The sequence below is a fragment of the Persicimonas caeni genome (assembly GCF_006517175.1).
Lineage (GTDB): Bacteria > Myxococcota_A > Bradymonadia > Bradymonadales > Bradymonadaceae > Persicimonas > Persicimonas caeni.
Genome location: NZ_CP041186.1, coordinates 6,637,658 through 6,663,260 on the forward strand (window position 1 = coordinate 6,637,658; position 25,603 = coordinate 6,663,260).

The window sequence follows — 25,603 nt, forward strand, 5'->3', positions numbered from 1 at the left end:
TAGTCGCCGAGACTACTTTTGGGCGTCGAGCGCCTCGATGCCCTTCTTCAGGTCGTCACGAATGCAGCCGTAACAATCCTCGAGGTTGAGCAGGCCGCAGCCGGTGCGGCCTTTGTCGGCGAAGTGCTCCAAGACTTCCACGGCGGCCGGATCGCCCTCGTCGACAATGGCTGCGATGGCTTCTTTACGCTGCTTGCACTCGTTGTTGTGGCGAAGCTCGATGCCGAGTTGGCGCCATTCGTCGAGGTCGTCGAGCCGTCCGGTGTTCTCGAGCACGTCACGGGCGCGGTCGCGCACCGCCGAGCGGCCTGCATAGGTGGCCAGTTCGGCCAACTTGCGGGTGACGTGGGCGGTGTCGAGGTGGTCTTCGACCAGCTTGCGTGCGTGCTCGGCGCGGTGGTCGCTGCGGTCGGAGAATCGCTCGAGGACATGTTCGACGAGGACGGCGTCGTTGGCATACAGGGGCTCTTTGTCGAGCGCTTTGGCGTAGTGGTCGACGCTGGCTTGCCATCGGCCGCGTTCGCCGTTGACCCGGCCGCGCAAATAGTCGACGTGGGGGCTTTGGGCGAACTCTTTGTCGACTTTCTCGAGCGCTTCGAGCGCGGCGGTGGTTCGTCCCTCTTTGATATCCTCGAGCACCGGGACCAGCCCGGCGCTCTTCAAGAAGTCGCTACGTTCGCTGGTCAAATCACGTTCGACAGCTTCGCGCTCCTCTTCGGTCTGAGGTCCGCTCAGCCCGGTCGCGATCACGACAATCGGCAGGGCAAAGAGCGCCAGGAGCACCGCAGCGGTCAACGCCAATGTGATGCCCTGGGTGGCCGCGCTCTGTTGGCGAAGCCATCTCCAGGCACGCTCGATGTGCGGGTAGGCGAGTTCGCCGGCACGTGGCACCGCTTTGGTGATGCTGTCGAGTGAGCGGGACGCCGCCGCGGTCGTGGACGGGACCAGATTCGGTGCCGGTGGCTCTTCGAGAAGCTCGTCGTGCAGCGCCTGGGCGCTCGGCGGGCGCTTGGGAGGAGACTTGGAGAGCAGGCGCTCGACGAGGTTGGCCAGATGAACAGGAATATCGGCGTCGCCGGCGACTTTGGCGAGCGGCTCGGGCTGCTCGGTCAGGTGCATCGCCATGACGCGCGCGGGGCTGTCGTCGTCGAACGGCGGCCGGCCGGCGAGCATCTCGTACAGGATGACGCCGAGGCTGTAGAGGTCGGAGCGTCCGTCGACTTCGCCGCCGGCGGCCTGCTCGGGGGACATGTACCGGGGCGTGCCCCACACCGTGCCGGCCTTGGTCAGTTGCGCCTCTTCGTGCTCCTCAGTGAGTCGGACCTTGGCCACGCCAAAGTCGAGGATCTTGACGAAGTCGGCGTCGCCCTCGCGCTCGACGAGCATGATATTCTCGGGCTTGAGGTCCCGGTGGACCACGTCGAGCTTGTGAGCGCGCGCGAGCGCCGAGGCGATTTGAGCGGCGATGTGGGTGGCGCGATCGGGGGCGAGCCGGCCGTGTTCGGCGAGTTCGTCTTCGAGGGTGCGTCCTTCGAGATACTCGATGACCAGAAAGAACGTGCCGTCATCCATGCGACCAAAGTCGCTGGCCGAGCAGATATTGGGGTGGTCGATGTTGGCCGCGGCTTGAGCTTCGCGCTGGAAGCGCTCGACGAGTTCTTGGCGTTGGGTGATTTGGGGGCGGAGCACTTTGACCGCCACGGTCTTCTTCATCAGGGTGTGTTCGGCACGATACACCGCACCCATAGCTCCCTCGCCCAGGCAGTCCTGAACAAGGTAGCGCCCCGATAAAAGCTCGCCGGTCAACGTGTCGGACGGTGCGGCCAGTTCGCTCGGGACAGCGCCGGCCTCCACGGTTGGTTGCTCATCAGTCATCGCGAACAATTGTGCGAGATTTCGCGCAGAATTGCGAGGGCGTTGGTATAAAAGTTGGACATAAAAAAGAGGCCGCGGCCAACTTTCGGCCGCGGCCTTCGAGACCGGCGTGGAGGGGACGCCGGCCGCTGGGGGCACCTGAGAAAGCGGGGTGCTCCAGAGCTACACCGCTGCAATTTGCGGATCGGGTGCGATCCGCGCACGACGCTCCAGTACCTTGGAGTTCCCCCCTCCATACAAATGTACTGTCTATGTGACTAAATGTAGGCAGGTGTGCGAGGCGTCAATGGCGGAATGCAAATGTGCGTCGGCCGAGCGGGCTCAATCGTCGCCAGAGCGATGCACGGCAGGGTCGAGCAAATGGGAGGGGTGGACGTTGCCCAGGGCAGCCAACATGTTATTGCGCGCCTCGGGCACGGTCTGCTCGATCTGGTCGAGCAATCGCTTGGCCCATTTGCGACGGGTCTGCACGCTGCCGCACAGGTTGCAGGGGATGATGGGAAACTCCATCAACTCGGCGTACTCGGCAATCTCATCTTCGGCCAGGTAGATGAGCGGGCGGATGACCTCGAAGCGGCCGTCGTCGGTGGTGTACTTGGCGGGCATTGCCTGCATGCGCCCCGCATGGGTCAGATTGAGCAGCAGCGTCTCGAGGCTGTCGTCACGGTGGTGGCCCAGCGCGATTTTGTTGCAGCCCAACTCTTCGGCGGTGGTGTAGATAATCCCGCGGCGCATGCGGCTGCAAAGCGAGCAGGGCGTGGCGCCCTCGGGCAAGGTGTCGACGACGATGGAGTAGGTGTCGCGCTCGCGAACCAGGTAGGGGATGTCGAGGGACTCCAGATACTCGTCGATGATCCCGTGCGGGTAGCCAGGTTGTTCCTGGTCGAGGTGGAACGCGGTGAGTTGGAAGTTGAAGGGGGCGCGTGCGCGGATGTCACGCAGCAAGGCGAGCATAGTGTACGAATCTTTGCCACCCGACAGGCAGACCAACACATGGTCGTCGGGCTCGAGAAGGCCGAAATCGCCGGAGGCTTGGGTGACTTGCTTTCGAAGACGGCTGGAGAGTTGAGCCAGACGGTCCATCGCACGAGCTCCTGGAGATACATCACGGACGACCACCAGGCGAGAAACAGCGCCCGGTGCAGGCGCATTTCTTTACCTGCACCGGACGCTTCTCGTAAAGCGAAGTCACAACCGCTGGGTGCTGCTTGGCGGTCGTCGCTCGAGTGTCGTCTGGAAGCGAGACGTATCCACAGAGACCTGCGTCAAATCCCCACCGTAGTGCTCCGGGTCAGACCACGGGTAGTGCTCTGGGTCAGACCACTAATTCGGTTTTTCGGTCGGGTCGTCGGCCGTGGCTCCAAAGACCCACGTGCCTGGATTGGGTTTGACGTCTCCCGACAACTGAACGGTACGGATGCGCGGGCTCCCGCAGTAGCGACATTGCGCCTTGGGCGGGAAGTTGTACTGTCCGCAATCGCGGCAAGCCGCGGCCATGAGGTGATCTCCCTCAGACGTAGGTGCCTCGTTGCATCCTTCAGTGTGGCGGGTGAGTTCGGGCAACTTCCAAAGGTTCGCGATAAGATATTGCATCGATTCCTTTCCCCGTATGATCTCAATTGCGAGCCCCCGCTCGCTTCCATGAGCTACTTGATCGAAGGGTGTATGGGTGCTGGGTCACCGCCTTCGACCTGAGCTGAGTGACTTCGCTCCGTGAAGTCACTACTGACGATTGCTTCGGTACGACACTACGACTGCGACAAACTCAGTCCGCTTGGGTGACCGATTGGACGTTGGTCGCGTGCAGCCCTTTGGGGCCGCGGTTGAGCTCGAATTCGACGACTTCGTCGGCTTTCAGCGTCTTGAAGCCATCCTGCAGAATCTGGCTGTAATGCACGAAGATGTCCTCATCCTCGCCATCAATGTTGATAAAGCCATAACCTTTAGCGTTGTTGAACCACTTGACTGATCCCTTCGGCATTGCTTGTCCCCTCTAAAGCCTCGAGAATAAAAATTAATCACGATTACGTTCTCGAAGTGCGCGTACCAACCAGTACACCACTTCTTAGTTGCTGGACGCTTCGTGGCGTCAGCAGTAAGGTCGGGCTTGTCGGATACCCCTCGCCTTTCGGCGCCGACGCTCTCCCTCCTCACATTTGAAAGCCTAAGTGCGCCCCCGCCTACCTGTGAAGATGGGGTGTCAAATTATTTTTCGCCCCCAAAATTACAAATCCCACCCCCACGTATTTTGGTCTATTTCGATCATTTGGCGGCGTGGAAAGATACACCCAGACAAGAAGAAGGCCGTTTGAGCGCATGATTGGCCAGTCAGAGGGCAGGATCTTCTTGTCAGCGAAGTGGGCGATCAGGTGGGGAGTTTTGACCGATCGGTAGCGATCACCCCCCGATCGGCGGTGTATTCAGCGCCCGGGGCGAAGCCCGGTCATCTTCTTGCGGCTCAGCCAGTAGAGGAGCGCCAGCCCGGGCAGGGCTGCTGCGGTCGTCGCCACGAAATAGGTCGTCCACCCCATCCAGGCGACAGCGTATCCGGCGCCCGACGATGTGAGGGTGCGCAGCCCCGACGACAGGGCGGTCAACAGCGCGTATTGGGTGGCCGTGTACTCTCTTTTGCAAAGCGCGCTCAGGTAGGCGACGAACGCGGCGGTGCCCAGGCCGCCCGACAGGTTCTCGACGCCGATGGTGGCGGTCAGGAGTTGCATGTCGTGGCCGGCGTCGGCCTGCAGGCTAAACATCAGGTTAGAGGCCATCTGTAGGACTCCGCCGACCCACAAGGCGCCGACGATGCCGAGTCGACGCACCACCAATCCGCCCAAAAAGACGCCCGCGATGCTCGCTGCCAGCCCGTAGGTCTTGGCGATATTGGCAATCTCGACCTTCGAGAACTCCAGGTCGACCAACAGGGGATTGGTCATCGTGCCGGCGAGGGCGTCGCCGAGCTTGTAGAGCAGGATAAAGGCAGCAATCGCCGCCCAGCCCTTGCGGCTGGCGAAGTCGCGCAGCGGGCCGACCACTCCTTCTTTGAGGTGGGCGAGGGTGCTTGCTGGACACTCCTGCGGCTCGTCTTTGTCGGGCTCGGCGCTCATTAGGGTGGTCGCGAGTCCTACCGTGACCAGGCCTGCCATCACCAGGTAGGTGAGTTGCCAGTCGCCGCTCCACTCGGCGATGTATAGCGCGCCGGCGCTCGCGGCGAGCATGCCCACACGGTAGCCGAAGACCGCGGCCGCCGCCCCGGCGCCTTGTTCGTCGTCGTCGAGTCTCTCGACGCGATAGGCGTCGATGACGACGTCCTGACTCGCCGAGATAGCGGCCACCCCGAGCGCGGCCATCGCGCACCAGAAGGCGTCTTGGCCGGGATCGCACATCGCCAGCGCCCCAATCGCGCCCATGAGGGCGAGTTGGAGGACGAAGATCCAGCCTCGCCGAAGCCCCAGCAGTTTGCCGAAGACGGGCACCTGGAGCCGGTCGAGCAGGGGCGCCCACAAAAACTTGAAGTTGTACGGGAGAGCCGTCGCCGCAAAGAGCCCCACACTTTTGATGTCGAGCCCCTCTTCGAGCAGCCAGAACGTCAGCGTGCTGTAGACCAGCAGTCGCGGAAGCCCGCTCGAGAAGCCGAGCAAGAAGAGGGCGAGCATGCGCGGGTCGAGGTAGACGCGCATCGATGTCAGCCAGGATCTCATGGGGGTCATTGTGGCGTAGTCAGGTTGCAGATGCGAGTTTTTTGGGGGACGGGGTGGTAAAGGGGCAAGGGGCTGGGAATCATGGGTTTTTGGGCTTTGTGTCTGGGGGGGCGTGTCTAAGGTCGGTGGTGTCGAGCCAGACGGCGTTGCCGTCGGCTTGCTGGTGCGGACGAGCCGGGAGGAGGCGTCCCATGGAAGCATTCGAAGAGGTGCTCGCCGAGGTTTTTGCGTGGGTGCGTCTGGGCATCGAAGTGCTCGGCGCGGTGCTGTGCTCGGCGCTGATCGTCCGCGGCGGCCACGGGAGTTCGACCGCGTCGCGGATGCGCCGCCCACCGAGACCAACGAGCAGCCGGGGGTTCGAACGTGGACACCGTCCAGCATAGTACATCTCACCAACCCGAAGGCGAGCGTCGCCAGGGCAAGTCGAAGAAGAAGCTGAGCCGGCGCACCAGCCTGGCTTTCGAGCGCAGCGTGGCGGCCTCCGACCGCACCTTGATGGCCAGCCTGCGCACGGCGCTGTCGATGATCAGCTTCGGCTTTGCCATCTTCGAGGGGTCGACCTTTTTGGCCCAGGCCGAGGAGTGGTCGGCCGCCGGGCCGCAGCGACTCGGGTGGGCGTTGGTCCTCGGGGGCACGCTGTTGCTGTTCATCTCGCTTTGGGAACACGTGCGCTACGTGCGCAATCTCAGCTACAGGACCGGCAATGAGATGCCCGTCTCGGGCGCGCTGGTCTCGGCAGTCATCTTTTTGTTGTTGGCGCTGCTGGTCATCATCAACTGGATCTTCAAATTGGGCATTTTCTGACGCTTTCGAGCAACGGCGGGGCTCGCGCCGTCTGCGAGGACCGCGACGACATCGACAACTCGCAGCCGTACAACTTTTAGCAAGGGGAGGGCGCGATGAGCCCAGCGAAAAAACGCAAGCCCAATATTCTGGTGTTGTGGGGAGACGACATCGGGACGTGGAATATCAGCTATCACAACCGGGGGATGATGGGCTATCGCACGCCCAATATCGACCGCATCGGCGAGGAGGGCGTGGGGTTTACCGACTACTACGGCCAGCAGAGTTGCACGGCCGGGCGGGCGGCGTTCATCACCGGTCAGAACCCCATCCGCACCGGCCTGACCAAGGTGGGCATGCCGGGCGCCGACATCGGTCTGCAGGCCGAAGACCCGACCATCGCCGAGTTGCTCAAGCCGCAGGGCTATGTGACCGGCCAATTCGGCAAAAACCACCTGGGTGACAAGGACGAGTTTCTGCCGACCAACCACGGCTTCGACGAGTTCTACGGCAACCTGTACCACCTCAACGCCGAAGAGGAGCCCGAGCACCCCGACTATCCGAAAGACCCGAAATTCCGCGAGAAGTTCGGCCCGCGCGGGGTCATTCACAGCTTCGCCGACGGGCGCATCGAGGACACCGGGCCGCTGACCCGCGAGCGCATGAAGACGATCGACGACGACGTCACCGATCGCACCTGCGAGTTCATCGAAAAGGCCCACAAGGACGACAAGCCGTTTTTCGTGTGGTGGAACTCCACGCACATGCACTTTCGCACCCATATCAGCGAAGAGATGGAGGGCGTCAGCGGCCAGGGCCCGTACAACGACGCGATGGTCACCCACGACGGCCACGTCGGCCAGATCCTCGACAAGCTCGACGAGTTGGGCATCGCCGAGGACACCATCGTGGTCTACTCGACCGACAATGGCCCGCACTACAACACCTGGCCCGACGCGGCGATCACGCCATTTCGCAGCGAGAAGAACTCCAACTGGGAGGGAGCGTTCAGGGTGCCGGCGTTTGTGCGCTGGCCGGGCAAGATCCCAGCCGGCGAAGTGCTCAACGGGATGGTCGCCCACCAGGATTGGACGCCGACGTTTCTGGCGGCGGCGGGCGTGCCCGACATCCAGACAAAACTCGCCAAGGGCTACAAGGCGGGCAAGAAGAAGTTCAAGGTCCACCTCGACGGTGTCAACGTGCTCGACTATCTGACCGGCGAGGTCGAGGAGAGTCCGCGCAACGAGTTCTTCTACGTCAACGACGACGGCCAGTTGGTCGCGCTGCGCTACGGGGATTGGAAGATCGTGTTCTTGGAGCAGCGCGCCAAGACGCTGGCGCTGTGGGCCGAGCCGTTCGTGCCATTGCGGGTGCCCAAGATCTTCAACCTGCGCCGCGACCCATTCGAGCGCGCCGACGAGAACTCGAATACCTACTACGACTGGCTGCTCGACCACGCCTTCGTGCTGGTGCCCGCCCAGGCGCTGGTGTCACAGAAGCTGCAATCGTTCCGGGAGTTCCCGCCGCGCCAAGAGCCGGCCTCGTTCAACCTCGACCGGGTGCTCGAGAAGCTCAAGGAGGGCTACCGGGCCGATTGAGGTTGGCCCTGCGAGTTGATTTCGGCGGGGCGCCCTTGCTTGGCAACCGGGCCCCTCCGTCGGCTTCGCCGCCACCTTCCTGCGGCTTGGAGAGCTGACTATTGATCACATTTACCCCGAAGACGTGCGATTTGACCCGTGAACGTGCACCTGAACGTGAACGGCCGTTCCAACGGCAGTGAGCCCAAACAACGATGAAGCTCCGATTGAGCGCATACGTTCACTTTGAAGGCCATTTCGCGATGACCACATGTGCAGGGAAACAGCCGTTCAGGTTCACGTGCACGTTCACGCAGCCGCGCGACCTCGGATCTGGAAATGTGATTAATAGTTAATAGATAAGGCCGGACAACGGCCCGGGGAGGGGATTGCATGTTTGAAACACATGACGAGGGGAGCAAATGACCACACCTGCAACTACGCCCGACCAGCAGCCCGACACCGATGCGATGGTCTGGATCGAAGGGGGCACCTTTCGGATGGGCTCTGAGCAGTTTTACCCGGAAGAGCGCCCGGTCCACCGGGTCGAGGTCGACGGCTTTTTCATCGACCGCCACCCGGTGACCAACGCCGAGTACGCCAAATTCGTCGCCGACACCGGCTACAAGACGATGGCCGAGCGCAAGCCCGACCCGAAGCTGTATCCCGGGGCGCCGCCCGAGATGCTCGTTCCCGGGTCGATGGTCTTCTTTCCCACGGCGGGTCCGGTCGACCTGCGCAACGTGGCCCATTGGTGGCGCTGGGTGCCGGGGGCGTGTTGGAAGCGCCCGCTGGGTCCGGGGTCGTCGGTGCGCGGCCTTGGGCGCCACCCGGTCGTACACGTGTGCTACGAGGACGCCAGGGCCTATTGCGACTGGGCCGGCAAGGAGCTTCCGACGGAGGCTGAGTGGGAGTATGCCGCCCGCGGCGGCTTGGATGGGGCCCGGTTCGTATGGGGCGACAAGCATATGCCCGAGGGAAAGCCGATGGCGAATACCTGGCAGGGTCGGTTCCCCTGGGAGAACCTCGAGCTCGACGGCTACGAGCGCACTTCACCTGTGGGCGCGTTTCCGCCCAACGGCTTTGGGCTGTTCGATATGGCAGGCAACGTCTGGGAGTGGACCGATGACTGGTATCGGGCGCGCCACCCCGATGACCCGCAAAAGGCGTGCTGCACGCCGCAGAACCCGCGCGGCGGGGCCAAAGAACAGAGCTACGACCCCGGTCAGCCCCACGTGCCCATCCCGCGCAAAGTGCTCAAGGGCGGCTCGCACCTGTGTGCGCCGAATTACTGTTTTCGCTACCGTCCGGCTGCACGTCAGCCGCAGATGGTCGACACAGGGATGAGCCACCTCGGATTTCGATGTGTGCGCCGCAAACCCGCATGAAATGAGCCTCGTCGGGGAACCTGGTTCCCTTACGGAGGGCTGCAGGGTGATCATATTGAAGATGAACGCCCTGCAGACAAGCAGCGCCCGCTATTGAAGTGATTAGCATTGAGGGGCGGACGATGTGCAGCGTTTGCGCGAAACGGTGCGAATTGCCAAGAGGGGTGTGGTTCATTTGCAACATGCGCGTCCGGACGGCCAGGTGGGGGGGGAGACGATGAGGCAGATTCGACGGTGGACGATATGGGGTGTGGTGGGGCTGGCGGCCTTGGTGGCCGCGTCGCTTGCGGTCCCGGCCGCCGCGCAGGAGGCCAATCCCGCCGGCCCCGCCGAACCTACCGAATCAGACGGCTGGGAGCTCAACGCCCGGCTGACCAATCCGATGCACGAGTTCTGGACGCTCGAGTTCCAGAATAACCTGCAGGTGCTCGACGGCGACCTTATCCGCGGCACGGCGCTGGGCAACGAGTTGCGCCTGCAGCCCTTGTTGCCGCTCGTCTTCGGCCGCCACGACGGGGTCGTGCTCTCGCTTCGCGTCACCCTGCCCATCGTCACCAGCCCCGACCTCGACAATGGGGTGGTGGGCGACGACCAGGAGCATATCACCGGGGTGGGCGACGTGGAGTTCTTGCGGCTCATCGGCCCCAACAAACGCCGGGGCCTGGTGTACGGGGTGGGCATCACCTCGCGCTTTCCGACCGCGCCCACTGACGAGCTCGGCGGGGGCAAATACCTGGTGGGGCCGGCCGGCCAAGTGTTCTATCTGGGCGACACGTGGGTCGTCGGCGCGCTCGTCGAGCACTGGGTGTCGTACCAGGGCGGGGTGGGCCGCGAGGACGTGCTGCGCACCGACGTTGACTACGTCATCGCGCGTCGCCTCACCGAGAAATGGTCGGTGGGCATGGCCCCGGAGGCGAGCTGGGAGTGGGGCGAGGGGAGCGACAACCGCGCCACCATCCCGGTGGGGTTGGGGCTGACGCGGATGACCCGGCTGGGCTACCTGCCGCTGAAGCTTCGCGCCGAGGCGCAGTACTCGGTCTTTCGTCCCGATCGGCTCGGCCCGCGGTGGGTCTTTCGACTCCAAATCCAGGCGGTGATTCCGAACGCGTTCGAAGATTGACGGCCACGCACAAGGGGGAGTGATGCGAGCACCACCGACGATCCGAAGAATCCTGCGCGTCTCGCTGTTCTTGGCGGTCGCCCTCCTGGCGAATCTCGTGGCCCGGAGCGCGGTCGCCGCCGAGCCGGAGGATGGGTGGCGCGTGGGTATCGCGCCCTTTTTCTGGGCCGGCGGGGCCAACGGCCGGCTGTCGGTCGACAAGCACGAGGTGGAGGTGAACAAGAACTTCGACCAGATCTTTGCCGACCTCGACTTCGCCGGCAGCCTCGCCGTGGAGGTAGGCCGGGGCGCGTGGAGCGTGGTCGTCGAGGGGTTGTACGTCGACGTGTCCACCGACGAGGCCTCGCCGCGGCCCGACGGGGAGTTCGCGCAGGTCGACCTGCAGGACTGGCTGGTCAGCGGCGTGGTCGGCTGGCGGCTATTTGGGAGTTCGTGGGGCTTCTTCGAGGCGATGGCGGGCGCGCGTTACACCGACGTGAGCGTCGACCTCGCCATCGAGCGAAGCGGGCGCAGCTTCGCTCCCTCGCGCGACGCCAACTGGCTCGATCCGGTGATCGGCCTTCGCGGGCGGGTGTGGCTCGCCGAGCCGCTCTTTCTGGCCTACCGACTCGACGCAGGCGGGTTTTCCGTGGGCGCCGACCTCTCGTCGGTGGGCACCGCCGAGTTGGGCTACACGCTGGGCCCGGCCGAGCTTCGCCTCGGGTACCGCTATCTCTACCTGCGCTACGACGACGAGGATTTCGACTACGACGCGGTCCACCAGGGGCCGGTGCTCGGCGTGGGATTCCGTTTGTGAACCAGCAGCTTGTACGGTTGACCGGCTGCGTCGCCTCCCTACAACTTGGCTGAGCGCGAGCGCGCGCTCGACAACGACAACAAGGGAGGTGAAGAGATGAGCAGTGTACCCAGGCATCCGCAAAAGCCACGCAAGTGGCTGCGCCATTTGGCGGCGGCCGCGTTGACCTTCGGCATGGTCGGCTTCATGCCGGACGTGGTCGAGGTGGTCACCCAGGAGACCGATACCGTCGAGGCGCAGTACGGCGAAGCGCGCCGTGTGTCGCGTCGCACGGCGCGGCGCACTTCACGCCGGACCACCGCCCGCCAGAACTATCTGTATTCGCTGCCGGCCGGCTACGACACCGTCGTGCGCGCCGGCACCACCTACTACGTCGCCGGAGGCACCTACTACCGGCCCGTGCACGTCGACGGCCAGGTCGCCTATGTGGTCGCCGACGATATCGACTAAGAGGGGGACAACATGGAACACAACTCCAGCCAGACGAGCGGATATTCGCCGCTTCGCGCGATGCCGCACCTGCCGTGGCCGGTCGTCGTCGCCGCCATCATTCTCGGGGTGGTGGGCCTCGCCATCCACCAGACCAAGGTGGCCAAGGCGCAATCGGCACCCTACGAGCAGGCCCAGCAAGACCGCATGGACGAGCGCGCCGAGGAACTCCTGCGCCAGATGTCCACCAAGCTTGCGGCCGCCGACGCCCTGACCATCGAGGGGCGCCGGAGCGTCGACCCGGAACTGCTCCCGGGGGCTCAGGGGCCCGAAGTCACCGATATCACCGTCTCCATCCGCCGCCCGGACATGCTCTATGCCGAGGCGCGCGGCGAGGATGACCACCGCAAGATGTACTACAACGGCGAGGATTTCTCCCTTGTCGACATCGAGCAGGGGCTTTACTCGACGGCCGAGGTGCCCGGCAATATCGACGTGCTGGTGCGGCGGCTCGGCGAGGAGTACGGGTTCAATCCGCCGGTCGCCGATATTCTGGTGGCCGACCCCTACGCGCACCTGACGCGCAACGTCGAGGCCGGCAAGTACGTGGGCCAAGAGCAAGTCGACGGCAAGACCGTCGAGCACTTGCGCTTCGAGGAGGACTACCTGACCTGGGAGTTGTGGGTCGACGCCGAGCAGAAGCTGCCGGTCAAGATGGTCGCCATGGTGCCCGGCATGGAGGGGAACCCGAGGCTGGTCGCCGAGGGGATCGAGGTGAAGATCGATCCCGAGCTGGACGAGGCGATGTTCACCTTCGATCCGGCGGCCGAGGCCGAGGAGATCCCGATGGTGCCGGTGGGCGAGGAGCCGTCGGCGGCGCGATGACCACGAGCTTGTCGGCCGAGTCGGGCCGGAAACACATGGTGCGCGTCGCGTTCAGGTCGACGCCTGCTTCGAGGCGCGCTCCGGGGTGGGATCGAGGAGGAGCCATGTAGCAACGAGACTTTGGGTGATGTCTGCGCTTTGTGATCGCGGCCGCCTGGACGGCCTTGGTGGTGAGGCCGGTCGCGACGACGGCGTTACGTCGACCTGCAGACCGACGACGCGACCCCTCACGGGCTGAGCTTGGGAGTCGTGTTCAAGCGCTGATTGTGTGGCAAGCCTGGACCCCAACAGCTGGCGGTGACTCGAAGTGTGTATAGACTCTGTCTATCGGCCGTTCGTTTTCTCGGCACGCTGAACAAACTGTGTGTCTTTGCAGTCTCGGGGCGTTGCCGAGCCCATCTTTCGCCGGTTTGAATTACATACAATTCGCAGGGGTATTCGCGCGGTATCTACTCGCAGGAGCGCAGGTCTATGGCGTTCAGTGAACAGCAACCGTCGTCCGATGAACCGTCGAACCGTGCTGGAGGGTGCGCCTCCGGCTCGAGCTGCGCCGGCGTGACCTCTCGTCCGCAGCGGCCGACTACTTGGCCCAAAGACGCGCCGCCGAATTTCCACGTCATGGCCAAGCCGACCGGCGCGGTGTGCAACTTGGACTGCAAGTACTGCTTCTTTTTGTCCAAGGAGGCGCTGTATCCGGGGAGCCCGTTTCGCATGAGCGACGACGTGCTCGAGCTGTATATCAGCCAGGTCATCGAGGCGCAGCGCTCCCCGCACGTGACCATCGCCTGGCAGGGCGGTGAGCCGACCCTGATGGGACTGGCGTTCTTCGAGCGGGCGATGGAGCTGGTCGAGAAGTACCGGCGCCCCCAGATGACCATCGAGCACACCATCCAGACCAACGGCACCCGCTTGGACGAGGAGTGGTGCGCGTTCTTGCGCGAGCACGACTTCCTGGTGGGCTTGTCGATCGACGGGCCTCGCCGGATGCACGACGCCTACCGGGTCGACAAGGGCGGCCGGGGCACCTTCGACAAGGTCGCCCGCGCGGCGCTCTTGCTGGGCGAGCACGGCGTCGACTTCAATATCCTGTGCACCGTCCACGCCGAGAATGCCAGCCACCCGCTTGAGGTCTACCGGTTCTTTCGCGACCGACTCGGGGCCACGTTTATCCAGTTCATTCCCATCGTCGAGCGGGTCACCCAGGAAACCCGCGCTCAGGCCAACGAGGGCTGGGGCGAGGGGCGTGACAATCGTCCGCTCTACACCCAGCGGGGTCGCATGGTCACCGAGCGCTCCGTCGAGCCCGAGCAGTGGGGCCAGTTCTTGATCGCGGTGTTCGACGAGTGGGTGCGAAACGACGTCGGCGAGGTCTTCTTGCCACAATTCGAGGCCGCGCTGGCAAGCTGGATGCGCCTGCCGCAGTCGATGTGCATCTTCGCCAAGACCTGCGGCAACGCCGTGGCGCTCGAGCATAACGGCGACCTGTATTCCTGCGACCACTACGTCGAGCCCGACTACCTTCTGGGTAATATCCGAGACACGCACATGCTCGAGATGCTCGCCTCCGAAGAGCAGCGCGCCTTCGGCCGCGCCAAGGAGGAGACGCTCCCGCAATATTGCCGCGATTGCGAGGTGCGCTTTGCGTGCAACGGAGAGTGCCCGCGCAATCGCTTTTTGGAGACGCCCGACGGCGAGCCCGGGCTGAACTACCTGTGCGCGGGCTACAAGGCGTTCTTCACCCATATCGACAAGCCGATGCAGATGCTGGGTGGATTGCTGCGCCGGGGTCGAGACCCGGCCGAGGTGATGCAGATTCTGGCGCGAGAAGACGCCTCCCGACCGCGGCGCAAGCGCCGCCGGCGTCGCCCCTCTTGAGTCTGGTCGAGTACGGCGCATACCTGCGCCGCCTACGACGGTCGGCGGGCGAGAAGGTGGGGGCGGGTACGGCGCTCTTCTCGGCGTTTTTCGTGTTGGGCGTGGGGCTCGTTCTGACTGGCGTGCTCGTGAGCGAGTTGATGTGAGCGAACGGAAGTGAGCGAAACAGGCAACAAGGACCCGTGAGACTCGAAGAGAAACCACATGGCTAAAAAACACAAACAGTTCAAAGGACGTATCGCCCTGGACGCTCGTGACGCCGAGCCGGACTGGTCGGCCTTTGCGCCGCCGGAGGCGCCCGACGGCGCGCCCAATATCCTCTATATCGTATGGGACGACGTCGGGTTTGGCGCCTTCGAGTGCTACGGCGGGTTGATCGAGACGCCCAATATGACGCGCATCGCCAATATGGGGCTACGCTACACCAATTTCCACACCACCGCGCTGTGCTCGCCGACGCGTGCGTGCTTACTGACGGGGCGTAACGCCACGAGTAACGGCATGGCGTGCATCTCGGAGTTCGCCACCGGCTATCCGGGCTCGAACGGGCGGATTCCCTTCGAGAACGCAATGATTTCGGAGGTGCTCGTCGATGAGGGCTATAGCACCTATTGCCTGGGCAAGTGGCACCTGACCCCTGACTACGACAACCACGCCGCCGGCTCGCGCCGGCAGTGGCCGCTGGGGCGAGGCTTCGACCGGTTCTATGGGTTCTTGGGCGGCGAGACCAACCAATGGTACCCGCTGCTTATCCAAGACAACCAGTCGGTCGACCAGCCGTATATGCCCGAAGACGGCTACCACTTTAGCACCGACATCGCCGACAAAGCCCTGCAATATATCCGCGATGCCGACGCGGTCGCCCCCGACAAGCCGTGGCTGATGTACTTTGCCCCCGGCGCGGCCCACGCGCCGCACCACGTCTCCAAAGAGTGGTCGGACAAGTACGGGGGCAAATTCGACATGGGCTACGAGGCGTATCGCGAGCAGACGCTCGCCCGTCAGATCGAGATGGGGCTGGTTCCCGAGGGGACCGAGTTGCCGCCGATCAACGAGTTCGTCGACGAGACCGGCCCCAATGGCGAGCCGTGGCCACAGATCGACACCGTGCGTCCGTGGGACTCGCTCGAAGAGGACGAGCAGAGGCTGTTCTGCCGCATGGCGGAGGTCTACGCCGGCTTCGTCGACCACTGTGACCATGAAATCGGACGGTTGCTCGACTATCTCGAGGAGACCGGCAAGCTCGACAACACGATCATCGTGGTGGTCAGCGACAACGGCGCCAGCGGCGAGGGGGGGCCGAACGGATCGGTCAACGAGATGAAGTTCTTCAACGGCGTACCAGACTCGATCGAGGAGAATATGAAGTACCTCGACGACCTGGGCCTGCCGAACACCTACAACCACTACTGCACCGGCTGGGCGCAGGCGTTTTGCACGCCGTTCAAGATGTACAAACGCTATGCGAACTTCGAGGGGGGCACCGCCGATCCGCTGATGATCGCTTGGCCCGAGGGGATCAAAGCGCACGGTGAGATTCGCCACCAGTACTGCCATGCAGTCGACATCGTGCCTACGCTGTACGATTGCCTCGGGATGGAGCCGCCCGAGGAGGTTCACGGTTACACCCAGTCGGAGTTGGAGGGAGACAGCCTCTACCACACCTTCGACAACGCGGACGCGCCCACCAAAAAGCACGCGCAGTTCTACAGCATGCTGGGCACCCGCGCTGTCTGGTACGAGGGGTGGCACGCCGCCACGGTGCATCCGTCGATGGGCGGCTGGGGAGGGTTCGACCAGGACCGTTGGGTGCTCTACAACCACGACGACGACCGTACCCAGACCAAAGACTTGGCCGACGAGTATCCCGCCAAGCTCGAGCAGCTAAAGAACCTGTGGGCGATGCTCGCCGGCAAGTACAACGCGCTGCCCCTCGACGACCGTAAATCGGCCGAGGTGCTCTCGATCGAGCGCCCCGAGCCTGGCAAGGCGCGCGATCAATACGTCTACTACCCCCACACCGAGCCCGTGCCTCAGGCGGTCGGCGTCTCGACCGCGCAGCGCTCCTACGACATCGTCGCCGACGTCACCGTCGAAGACGGCGGCCAACCCGACGGGGTCATCTTTGCACAGGGGAGCCACATCGGCGGCCACACTCTGTACGTCAAGGATGGTCGCTTGCACTACGTCTACAACTGGCTGGGTGAGCTGCAGCAAAAGATCAGCTCGTCCAAGTCTCTGGAGCCGGGAAAGCACCGGCTCGGGGTGAGCTTCGAGATCAGAGACCGCGACGAGTACAACAGCCCGGTGGGGCCCGCGAGGCTGTTCATCGACGACGAGGAGGTCGGCTCCGACGACATTAAGACGACGCCGGTTTTCTTCGGGCTCGAAGGCGTCATCACTATCGGCCGCGACACCGGCAAGCCGGCGAGCGACGAGTACGAGTCGCCCGACGAGTTCAAGGGCGGGGTGGTCGAGAAGGTCACCATCGGGGTGCACGGCGAGCCACATCGCGATCCAGAGAAGGAGGCGGAGATCGCGCGGCGGCGTGACTGAAAGCGAGCCTCAGAGCCGAGTCTTCCTCCCCTCGCTTCGCGGGGGAGGAAGACGTCGGCCTATTGGACAACCTCAGCAAAACCGAGAGACACACCATGCCAAAGAAGAAATTCAACGGACGTATCGCCCTCGATATCCGCGACGCCCAGCCAGACTGGTCGCCCTACGAGCCGCCCAAGGCGAAGCGCGACGCCCCCAACGTGTTCTACATCGTGTGGGACGACGTCGGGTTTGGCGCCTTCGAGTGTTTCGGTGGGATGATTGAGACGCCCAATATGACGCGTCTGGCTAACCAAGGCTTGCGCTACACCAACTTCCACACCACCGCCTTGTGCTCGCCGACGCGCTCGTGCTTGTTGACGGGTCGCAACGCGACCTCGAACGGCATGGGTTGTATCTCCGAGGCGTCGTCGGGGTTTCCCGGCTCCAACGGGCACGTGCCCTTCGAGAACGGCTATATCTCCGAGACGCTGGTCGACGAGGGGTACAACACCTACGCGGTCGGCAAGTGGCACCTGACACCGGGCGAAGAGACCCATATGGCGGCCAACAAGCGGCAGTGGCCGTTGGGTCGGGGGTTCGAGCGTTTTTACGGGTTCTTGGGCGGCGAGACCGATCAGTGGTACCCGGATCTCGTGCAGGACAACCAGCCTATCGAGCAGCCCGCAAGGCCCGAGGAGGGCTATCACCTGTCGGTCGACCTCGCCGACACGGCGATTCAGTATATCCGCGACGCCAAGGTGATTGCCCCGCAGAAGCCGTGGTTGATGTACTTCTGCCCCGGTGCAGGACACGCGCCGCACCAGGTACCGCAGGAATGGGCGGACAAGTACAAGGGCAAATTCGACATGGGCTGGGACGCCTACCGCGAGCAGACCCTCCAGAAGCAAATCGAGATGGGGATCCTGCCCGAGGGGACCGAACTGCCCCCCATCAACGCCTACGTCGACGAAACGAGTGCCGAGGGCAAGGAATGGCCCGAAGGCGACGTGATTCGCGATTGGGACTCGCTGGATGAGGACGAGAAGACCCTGTTTTGTCGCATGGCCGAGGTCTACGCCGGCTTCGTGAGCCACTGCGACCATCATATCGGTCGCGTGCTCGACTATCTCGAGGAGTCGGGGCAGCTCGATAACACCATTGTGGTCGTCGTCAGCGACAACGGCGCCAGCGGGGAAGGGGGGCCCAATGGGTCAGTCAACGAGAACAAGTTCTTCAACGGCATTCCCGACAGCCTCGAGGAGAACATGAAGTACCTCGATGTGCTCGGTTCCACCGAGACCTACAACCACTACCCCAACGGCTGGGCGCAGGCGTTTTGCGCGCCGTTCAAGATGTACAAGCGCTACTCGGGCCACGAGGGGGGCACCGCCGATCCGTGCATCGTCAGTTGGCCCAGAGGGATCCAGGCCAAGGGCGAGATTCGCGACCAATACATTCACGCCACCGACATCGTTCCCACCATCTACGACTGCCTGGACTTCGAGCCGCCCGCCGAGGTCAAGGGCTATACCCAGTCCGAGCTCGAGGGCGTGAGCTTCAAGCATACCTTCGAAGACGCCTCGGCGCCGACCCACAAGCGCATGCAGATCTACGGCATGCTCGGCACGCGCGGCATTTGGGCCGAGGGATGGCACGCCGCCGCGGTGCACCCGGCGATCAGCGGCTGGAGTCACTTTGCCGAAGATCGTTGGGAGTTGTTCCACCTCGACGAGGACCGCACCCAGGCCCATGACTTGGCCGACGAGCATCCCGACAAGCTCGAGAAGCTCAAGCAGCTGTGGTTTATGCTCGCCGGCAAGTACAACGCGCTGCCCATCGACGACCGCACCGCGCCGGAGGTGCTGATGACGCCCAGGCCCCAGCCGGCTCCCGAGCGCAACGTCTACGTCTATTATCCAAACTGCGCCGACGTGCCCGAGATGGTCGCCGCCAACACCCACGGCCGCTCGTACGACATTGCCTGTGAGCTGACTGTCGACGAGGAGCGCGCCGAAGGAGTGCTGTTCGCCCACGGCGGACGCTTCGGCGGCCACTCGTTGTACGTCCACGAGCGTCGACTGCACTACGTCTACAACTGGCTGGGGGAGAATGAGCAGAAGGTCACCTCCAACAAGTGTATTCCGACCGGGCGCCACACCTTCGGGGCGCGTTTCGACCTGACCGGCACCGATGGCCCCAGCCCCACGGGAACTGTCGAGTTGTATATCGACGAGGAGTGCGTCGGCACCCTCGACATCAAGACCCAGCCGGCGCACTTCGCGCTCGGTGGCGAAGGCTTGGCGGTCGGCCGCGACGGCGGCCAGCCTGTATCGAGCGACTACAAGAGCCCGTTCGAGTTCACCGGCGGGACCATCAAACAGGTCAACATCGACTTGCGCGGCGAGCGCATCCGCGACCTGGAGCAGGAGGCCAAGGCGATGATGTCGAGGGAATGACTCGGTGCGAGGTCATCCTGCCCTCGTTCGGTGCGAGGGCATCTTGCTCTCGTTCGGTGCGAGGGCATCCTGCCCTCGTTCGGTGCGAGGGCATCTTGCCCTCGTTCGGTGCGAGGGCATCTTGCTCTCGTTCGGTGCGAGGGCATCCTGCCCTCGTTCGGTGCGAGGGCATCTTGCTCTCGTTCGGTGCGAGGGCATCTTGCTCTCGTTCGGTGCGAGGGCATCTTGCTCTCGTTCGGTGCGAGGGCATCTTGCCCTCGTAGTAGGAGGACACCATGGACGCATTCGATTGGGCTCTTGTCCTACAGACCATCTTCGTGATCGGGGCGATGGCCTTTATCGGCCTGTCGGTCAGTTGGCAGCAGGTCGTCGAGCTGCTGCGTCAGCGAAAGCAGTTCACGCGTGGGTTTATCGCCAATATGGTGCTCACTCCGCTGCTCGCCGTGTTGCTCATCTTGGTGTTTGACCTGCCGGTTGACGCCCAGGTGGCGTTGTTGCTGCTGGGACTGGCGCCTGGCGGAATGAATATGTTGCAGTTCACCACGAAGATCGAGGGAAGGTTGGCGCACGCGGCCGCCGCGCTGCTGGTGATGACGGTCATCGCGCTGCTGATCGTGCCGCTGGTCATCGTATTCGTGCCCCTGCCGCGCGAGCCCGGTGAGGTCACTGTGCTGGGCACGGTAGTGGCGGTCTTGGCTGCGGTGGTCGCTCCGATGGCCCTCGGCGCGGCGGTTCGCCACCGGTGGCCGGAGACTGCCCGGAAAGTAGCGCGGCCGATCAACTTGGTCTCCACCATTGCCTTTGTCGCCGCGATCATCGTGAGCGCCTCCGTCAAAAAGGAAGCCGCCCAGGTGCTCACACCGACGGTGTTGTTGGTGCTCGTCCTCTTCGTCGCAGGCACGTTGCTCATCGGTTGGGCGATGGGGGGACGAGACCCGGTGCGCCGGCAGTTCTTGGCGACCGTCACCAGTATCCGCAACGCCGGTCTGGTGCTGCTGGTGGCTATGGTGATCTTCCCGCGAGCAGGCGTCGACCTTGTCGTGCTCGCCTACACCATGCTGATCATTCCGCCCAATGCCGTGCTGACGATCACCAAGATGGTGCAGGGGAAGCGTCGGCAGAAGAGGGCGCTCAAAGGCTCTGAACTCACGGGAGGCTGACGTGCGTGAGTCGCTCGAGGAGGGCTTGGCGAGGTGATCGAGTCGAAGGCGAATAGGAGGCGAGCATGTTCGACCAATTCCAACGCGTGGACGCCATTAGCGGTTGGTCCTTCCTGGTGATCATCGTCGCGCTTTTGGTGGCCTTCGAGATCGGACGTCACCTGGCGCGTCGGCGCAAGGCGGTGAAAACGGCACGCCAGCTCCACGCTGCCAACGTCCTCAGCGGGTTGCTCGTCTTGGTCTCGTTTCTGCTGGCCTTCAGCTTCGGCCTCGCCGCCGACTACTTCCAGCAGCGTCGGCAGGTCGTGCTCGACGAGGCCAACGCCATCGGCACGACTTACCTGCGCTCGAAGTATCTGCCCGAGCCGCAGTCCAAGAAGGTCGCGCGTCTGATGCTCGCGTACGTCAATCTGCGCATCGTCGAGACGTCGCCCGAAGAACTCGCCAAGGCACGAACCCGGTCGGAAGCCTTGCAGGGCGAGCTGTGGAAGGTTGCGTCGTCGTTGGAAGACCAGAACCCCAACTCGGAGTTCGCAGGGCTATTTGTCGCTTCGCTCAACGAGATGATCGACCTGCACCAGACGAGGGTGACCACCGCCCTCGATTTTCGCCTGCCGTTGGTGGTCTTGGTGACGCTATACGTCGTCGCCTTTCTCACCCTATTGGTGATGGGCTACAACGCCGGGTTGGGCGGGACGGGAGACGCCGTGCTCACTGTCTCGGCGGTCCTCTGCATCGCGGTCGTGCTCGTATTGATCAACGACCTGAACCGGCCGGTGCAACTCACCTTCGAGGTGAGCCAGCAGGCGCTCATCGACGTGCGCGATGCGTTGGAGCAGGATTTAGGACGACATCCCTGACCAGCCACACGACCGTCTCGCGCAAACGTGTCGAATCGTCCGCCCCTCAATGATAGTTGCACCGCAATAGCAGGCGTGGGAGTCCTGCGAGGCGTGCCTCGCTCCATGGCGTGTTGAGCTTCAGGATAGGACGTATCGCGAACAGTGATTGTATGCTCCGGGGGGAGCCATGTGTCACCAGACGCAGTCCGAGAAGATTCGTTATGCCTTTTCGAGCGCCGTCGTCGTGTTGCTGGCGGCTACGCTGGTCTCGACGGCCTACGCGCAGGAGGAGGCATCAACGGCCGAAGGGGCGGCTGGCCAACAGGCCGCCGGCGCGACCGATCTGGCCAAGAAGACCCAGAACCCGGTCAGCGACCTCATCAGCGTGCCCTTCGAGAACAACTTCCAGTGGGGCGCAGGCTTCGAGGACGAGTTCAGCTACCTGCTGGTGATCAAGCCGGTCTACCCGATGAAGCTCAGCGAGGAGTGGAACCTGGTCCACCGCGTGCTCGCACCGGTGAGCTACTTCCCGGAGCCGGCCCCGGGCATCGACGATGCGTTCGGCCTGGGCGACATTACCTACCAGGCGTTCTTCTCGCCGGAGTCGACCGAGCCGTTTGTCTGGGGCGTCGGCCCGCAATTTCAATTCCCGACGGCGACCGACGATATCTTGGGCACCGACAAATGGTCGGTGGGCCCGGCGGCGGTCGCCCTGCAGCTCAACGGGCCCTGGGTCTACGGGGCGCTACTCACCTACATGTACTCCTTCGCGGGCGACGACGCGCGTGACGACGTGCGCCTGGGGGCCTTGCAATACTTCATCAACTACAACCTTCCCAGCGGTTGGTACTTGACCACCAGTCCGACGAACACGCTGAACTTCGAGGCCGACGACGACAAGTGGACCATCCCGCTGGGCGGCGGGGCAGGCAAGGTCGTCAAGTTCGGCCCCTTGCCTGTGAACCTGTCGTTGCAAGCCTACTACAACGTCGAGCGGCCTCCCGGCGCGCCCGAGGGAACGGTGCGCTTCCAGTTTTCGTTCCTGCTGCCTAGAGGGCGGTAGAGACGGCAGCACCGAGGCGCTGTATCCATACGAATGGAGGGGGAGTCATGAAGACAATCGTACCGATCATTCGCGCCAGCTTGACGGCGTTGGTCGTCGCCGCCGTGTGTCTGCCTGCCTGCGACGCTTGGGCGGCGGACGACGAGGACGGCTGGCGCTTTCGCATCGCCCCATACCTGTGGGTGCCCGGCGCCAACGGAGAGGTCACCATCGACCGGCAGACCGTCGACGTCGAATACTCGGTCGGTGAGGCCTTCGACGCGCTCTCCAATCTCGTCTCCGACGATGACGACGAAGAGGGCGACGACGTCGGCGAGGTGACCGATGCGGGCAGCGACCTCGACTTCGCCATGTTGGCAGTTGCCGAGGTCGGCAAGGGGCCGTGGAGCGTGATGGTCGACTTCATGTATCTGGGCGTGACCACCACCGAGGTCGACCCACGTCTGCCCCAGGTGGGCGCGGAGTTCGAGTTCGACGCCCTTATTTTCGGCGGCTCACTGACCCGTCGGCTCTTACGGGACGACTGGGGACGCATCGATGCCTTGGCCGGCGTGCGCTACACCGACCTCGAGGTCGCGCTCGACCTGCGCTTTGGCGACGAGCGGGGCCTGTCGGTCGCCTCCATCGAGCAAAGCTGGGCGTCCCCGATCATCGGTGCGCGCGGCCGCTTGCTGCTTCCGTGGCGCTTCTTTCTGCAGGGCTATATCGACATCGGCGGCGCCGGCCTGGGGGCGGATTTTACCTGGCAGGGGTTCGCGGCCGCCGGGCTCGGCTTTCGCTACGTCGATATCCTGGTGGGGTACAGGCACCTGTACACGGACTACGAAAACGAGGACGACGACTTCGTCTGGGATCTCTCCAATAGCGGGCCAATTGGAGGCGTGTCAGTGCATTTTTGATGTGGTTATCGGCGAGTCGTAAGCCCTGCAGACGAGCGACGCCTGCTATTGAAGGAGTTAATATTGAAAGGCGGACGATACGCGGCGTTTGCGCGAGGCGGTGCGATGCGCCAATAGCCACGTGGCTGATTGGCAAAACGACCGTCACGCGCAAACGTGTCTGATCGTCCGCCCCTCAATGGTAGTTCTACCTCAATAGGAGGTGTGTGATCCCTGCAGGGCGTTCGAATCGCACATCACAGGGAAGGGGGGATATGGGACGACGTATCTTTCGAAAGTCGACGATGCTTCTGGCCGCCCTTGTGCTCGTCAATCTTTGGGCAGCTACGGTCAGTGGCCAAGACGAAGAGGCATCGAAGAAAGCCACTGCCCAACAGAAGCGCGTCGCCCTCCGGCAGGTCGAGAACCCGCTTAGCAAGATCGTACGGATTCCCGTTGAAGCGCAGTACTTCTTCGGCCAAGGTCCCGATGACCGCTTCGCCTATCAGGTCGACTTGAAAGGCGAGCGGTGGCTGGTACCGGTCGGTTTCGGGGTAGGACGATTGGTGCTCGAAGACCTCTTTCCGTCGAATGTCCGCGTGGAGGGCTACTACCGCGTCGAGCGGCCCGAGAACGCGTCGCCGTGGACGGTCCGGGTGCGCATTACCGTGGTCCTGCCACGCTTGGAAAGATGGTGAGAAAACGCGGGGGAGCGATGAAGGTATGGGGAGGGATTGCAATCGTGATCGGCATCTTGCTGGCGGCGGTACAGGTGTCCGCTCAAGTCGAGGTGGCAGGCAAGGGCCGCTGCTGTAAGCCGACCGACGGGCGGGTGCTGTGGACCGGCGACCAGACCCGTATGAGTCTCGAGCAACTGGCGGCCTACGCCGCGCCGGTGTTGTGGTACTCGCCTGACGAGCCGCTGCTCGAAGAGATCGAAGGGCCCGAGCCCATCAATATCCCGATGGCGTTTCCCTTCGAGGAACCCTCCGAAAAGCCGGTGGTCTACTACCGCGTTCGCGAGATTATCCGGGCCGAGGATGAGAAGGCGTATTTCCCCGCCGGCGAGGACCGCAGCAAGGCTCAAATCGAGCTCTCCAAGGTCACCTCCGTCCAGATCGACTACTTCCACTATTACCCGTACGAGGCCGGCTTGGGCGGGCACACCCACGACGTCGAGTCGGTGGAGGTCAATCTTGTCGTCGTGCGCCATCCCGACTGCCAGAAGTGTCGCTACAGTCTGGCGGCGGTGTTGGTCAACGCCAAGGCCCACGGCATCAAGTGGTTCGACAATACGCTGGAGACCGACAACTTTAGCCGCTTTCCGATGCACGCCTTCGTCGAGGAGGGCAAGCACGCAAGCTGCCCCGACCAGAACGCCGATGGGCTCTACACCCCCGGCTTCGACGTCAACCGTCGGGTCAACGATGCCTGGGGCATCCGCGACACCTTGCGCGGGGGCATGCTGTTCACGGGCGCGTACCAATCGTGGTTCTTCAAGCCTCGCAAAGCGGGCGACCGTGTGTTCCCTCCGTTGCCCGACGACAGCGCGGTGCGCGACGAACTCGACGAGTACCTCGAGGAGGAGTCCGACCCGACCTTCTACGTGTTGCGACCGTACCCGCGCCTGGCGGCGGCCAAGAAGCACGACGACGACAGCATCGTCTGGTTCGTCGACAAGGGCTACGACGATTGGCCCGAGGTCGAGGATGCGCCGGAGCTGCCCGAGCTCACCGAGCAGCTCGAGGCGGAGACGTTCACCCGCTCGTTGTCAATCGCAGGTCGCTACGACGGAGACTGGGGCGTCTCGGGCGTCTTTCCCTTTTTCATTGTCGCCCACCTGACCGACCCGGTAGGCGGCGGCTGGATCATGCACCGGGTCTACCTCAAGGACGAGAAGCTGCGCGACTTCGGCTGGGGCGTGCTCTACACGCCGTCGGCTTCCCGATGGGTCGATGGCTATACCATCGTGGGCCTGGAGGTCGACGCCGAGCTGGACGCCGCCGGCGAAAAGACCAAGGAGACCGACGTGCTCGTGGAGGGCGGGTTGAAGTTTCGGGTCAACACCGACCAGTTGCCGCTGGGCTTCATCAACAACCTGACCGACTTCTGGGGCATCCGCCTGGGCGTGACGGCTCGGGGCTTCAGCGGCATCGACGACCTGGGGTGGGTGATCGAGCTGGGGGCGGGGTCGTTTTGAGTCCGATTTGTACGCCCTGCAGGCGTGTGAACCCGGCAGG

General features: G+C 63.6%; 23 protein-coding genes. 18 read left to right on the plus strand and 5 right to left on the minus strand.

All coding sequences use genetic code 11. The annotated features are described in order from the left end of the window. Window positions 1-12: 12 nt before the first annotated feature. The 5 genes from FIV42_RS24630 to FIV42_RS24650 form a co-directional block, all read right to left on the minus strand. A complete protein-coding gene (locus tag FIV42_RS24630; protein WP_141200267.1) occupies window positions 13-1,875 on the minus strand; it encodes a serine/threonine-protein kinase in 1,863 nt (620 codons plus the stop codon). A gap of 321 nt (window positions 1,876-2,196) precedes the next feature. Beyond that, window positions 2,197-2,958 (minus strand): tRNA 2-thiocytidine(32) synthetase TtcA, encoded by a 762-nt coding sequence (ttcA, locus tag FIV42_RS24635; RefSeq protein ID WP_141200268.1) that lies wholly within the window; start codon window positions 2,956-2,958, stop codon window positions 2,197-2,199. A gap of 240 nt (window positions 2,959-3,198) precedes the next feature. Next, window positions 3,199-3,468: a zinc ribbon domain-containing protein gene (locus FIV42_RS31495; RefSeq protein WP_141200269.1), complete on the minus strand. Its 270-nt coding sequence runs from the start codon at window positions 3,466-3,468 to the stop codon at window positions 3,199-3,201. A gap of 172 nt (window positions 3,469-3,640) precedes the next feature. Next, the gene (locus FIV42_RS24645) at window positions 3,641-3,856 is read right to left on the minus strand and encodes a cold shock domain-containing protein (protein ID WP_141200270.1); all 216 of its coding nucleotides are present in this window, start codon (window positions 3,854-3,856) and stop codon (window positions 3,641-3,643) included. Window positions 3,857-4,295: 439 nt separating this feature from the next. Then, on the minus strand, window positions 4,296-5,573 hold the full coding sequence (locus tag FIV42_RS24650) for an AmpG family muropeptide MFS transporter (protein WP_222615309.1): 1,278 nt from the start codon (window positions 5,571-5,573) through the stop codon (window positions 4,296-4,298). Between the two features lie 191 nt (window positions 5,574-5,764). Here FIV42_RS24650 and FIV42_RS24655 point away from each other — a divergent pair, with 191 nt between their 5' ends. The 18 genes from FIV42_RS24655 to FIV42_RS24735 all read left to right on the plus strand — a co-directional run bounded on the left by FIV42_RS24655 (window position 5,765) and on the right by FIV42_RS24735 (window position 25,563). Then, window positions 5,765-5,956, plus strand: a complete 192-nt coding sequence (locus FIV42_RS24655; protein WP_141200272.1) for a hypothetical protein — start codon at window positions 5,765-5,767, stop codon at window positions 5,954-5,956. Next, the gene (locus FIV42_RS24660; protein ID WP_141200273.1) at window positions 5,937-6,377 is read left to right on the plus strand and encodes a YidH family protein; all 441 of its coding nucleotides are present in this window, start codon (window positions 5,937-5,939) and stop codon (window positions 6,375-6,377) included. Before FIV42_RS24655 ends, FIV42_RS24660 begins: the two co-directional genes overlap by 20 nt. Before the next feature lie 95 nt (window positions 6,378-6,472). Continuing rightward, the gene (locus FIV42_RS24665; protein ID WP_141200274.1) at window positions 6,473-7,954 is read left to right on the plus strand and encodes an arylsulfatase; all 1,482 of its coding nucleotides are present in this window, start codon (window positions 6,473-6,475) and stop codon (window positions 7,952-7,954) included. Between the two features lie 401 nt (window positions 7,955-8,355). After that, window positions 8,356-9,321 carry a formylglycine-generating enzyme family protein gene (locus FIV42_RS24670; protein WP_141200275.1) on the plus strand — a complete coding sequence of 322 codons (966 nt, stop codon included), beginning with the start codon at window positions 8,356-8,358 and terminating at the stop codon, window positions 9,319-9,321. 217 nt (window positions 9,322-9,538) lie between these two features. Further along, window positions 9,539-10,441, plus strand: a complete 903-nt coding sequence (locus FIV42_RS24675) for a hypothetical protein (RefSeq protein WP_141200276.1) — start codon at window positions 9,539-9,541, stop codon at window positions 10,439-10,441. Window positions 10,442-10,463: 22 nt separating this feature from the next. Beyond that, window positions 10,464-11,237 (plus strand): hypothetical protein, encoded by a 774-nt coding sequence (locus FIV42_RS24680; protein WP_141200277.1) that lies wholly within the window; start codon window positions 10,464-10,466, stop codon window positions 11,235-11,237. Between the two features lie 96 nt (window positions 11,238-11,333). Further along, window positions 11,334-11,687 (plus strand): DUF6515 family protein, encoded by a 354-nt coding sequence (locus FIV42_RS24685; protein WP_141200278.1) that lies wholly within the window; start codon window positions 11,334-11,336, stop codon window positions 11,685-11,687. A gap of 12 nt (window positions 11,688-11,699) precedes the next feature. After that, entirely contained in the window at window positions 11,700-12,551 is an 852-nt protein-coding gene (locus tag FIV42_RS24690; protein ID WP_141200279.1) for a DUF2092 domain-containing protein, read from the plus strand. A 618-nt stretch (window positions 12,552-13,169) separates the two neighbouring features. Beyond that, complete coding sequence (locus FIV42_RS24695) at window positions 13,170-14,426, plus strand: anaerobic sulfatase maturase (RefSeq protein WP_390619684.1); 1,257 nt, start codon at window positions 13,170-13,172, stop codon at window positions 14,424-14,426. Continuing rightward, window positions 14,423-14,572 carry a hypothetical protein gene (locus FIV42_RS30410; RefSeq protein WP_168210921.1) on the plus strand — a complete coding sequence of 50 codons (150 nt, stop codon included), beginning with the start codon at window positions 14,423-14,425 and terminating at the stop codon, window positions 14,570-14,572. Before FIV42_RS24695 ends, FIV42_RS30410 begins: the two co-directional genes overlap by 4 nt. 58 nt (window positions 14,573-14,630) lie before the next feature. Beyond that, the gene (locus FIV42_RS24700; protein WP_141200281.1) at window positions 14,631-16,982 is read left to right on the plus strand and encodes a sulfatase-like hydrolase/transferase; all 2,352 of its coding nucleotides are present in this window, start codon (window positions 14,631-14,633) and stop codon (window positions 16,980-16,982) included. Between the two features lie 95 nt (window positions 16,983-17,077). Further along, complete coding sequence (locus tag FIV42_RS24705) at window positions 17,078-19,420, plus strand: arylsulfatase (RefSeq protein WP_141200282.1); 2,343 nt, start codon at window positions 17,078-17,080, stop codon at window positions 19,418-19,420. A 275-nt stretch (window positions 19,421-19,695) separates the two neighbouring features. Further along, a complete protein-coding gene (locus FIV42_RS24710; RefSeq protein WP_141200283.1) occupies window positions 19,696-20,580 on the plus strand; it encodes a bile acid:sodium symporter in 885 nt (294 codons plus the stop codon). Between the two features lie 65 nt (window positions 20,581-20,645). Then, window positions 20,646-21,440 carry a bestrophin-like domain gene (locus FIV42_RS24715; RefSeq protein WP_141200284.1) on the plus strand — a complete coding sequence of 265 codons (795 nt, stop codon included), beginning with the start codon at window positions 20,646-20,648 and terminating at the stop codon, window positions 21,438-21,440. 169 nt (window positions 21,441-21,609) lie between these two features. Next, the gene (locus FIV42_RS24720) at window positions 21,610-22,485 is read left to right on the plus strand and encodes a transporter (RefSeq protein ID WP_141200285.1); all 876 of its coding nucleotides are present in this window, start codon (window positions 21,610-21,612) and stop codon (window positions 22,483-22,485) included. Between the two features lie 47 nt (window positions 22,486-22,532). Then, window positions 22,533-23,384 carry a hypothetical protein gene (locus FIV42_RS24725; RefSeq protein ID WP_141200286.1) on the plus strand — a complete coding sequence of 284 codons (852 nt, stop codon included), beginning with the start codon at window positions 22,533-22,535 and terminating at the stop codon, window positions 23,382-23,384. A 254-nt stretch (window positions 23,385-23,638) separates the two neighbouring features. Further along, on the plus strand, window positions 23,639-24,061 hold the full coding sequence (locus tag FIV42_RS24730) for a hypothetical protein (RefSeq protein WP_141200287.1): 423 nt from the start codon (window positions 23,639-23,641) through the stop codon (window positions 24,059-24,061). A gap of 17 nt (window positions 24,062-24,078) precedes the next feature. Continuing rightward, complete coding sequence (locus tag FIV42_RS24735; protein ID WP_141200288.1) at window positions 24,079-25,563, plus strand: hypothetical protein; 1,485 nt, start codon at window positions 24,079-24,081, stop codon at window positions 25,561-25,563. Window positions 25,564-25,603 lie beyond the last annotated feature (40 nt).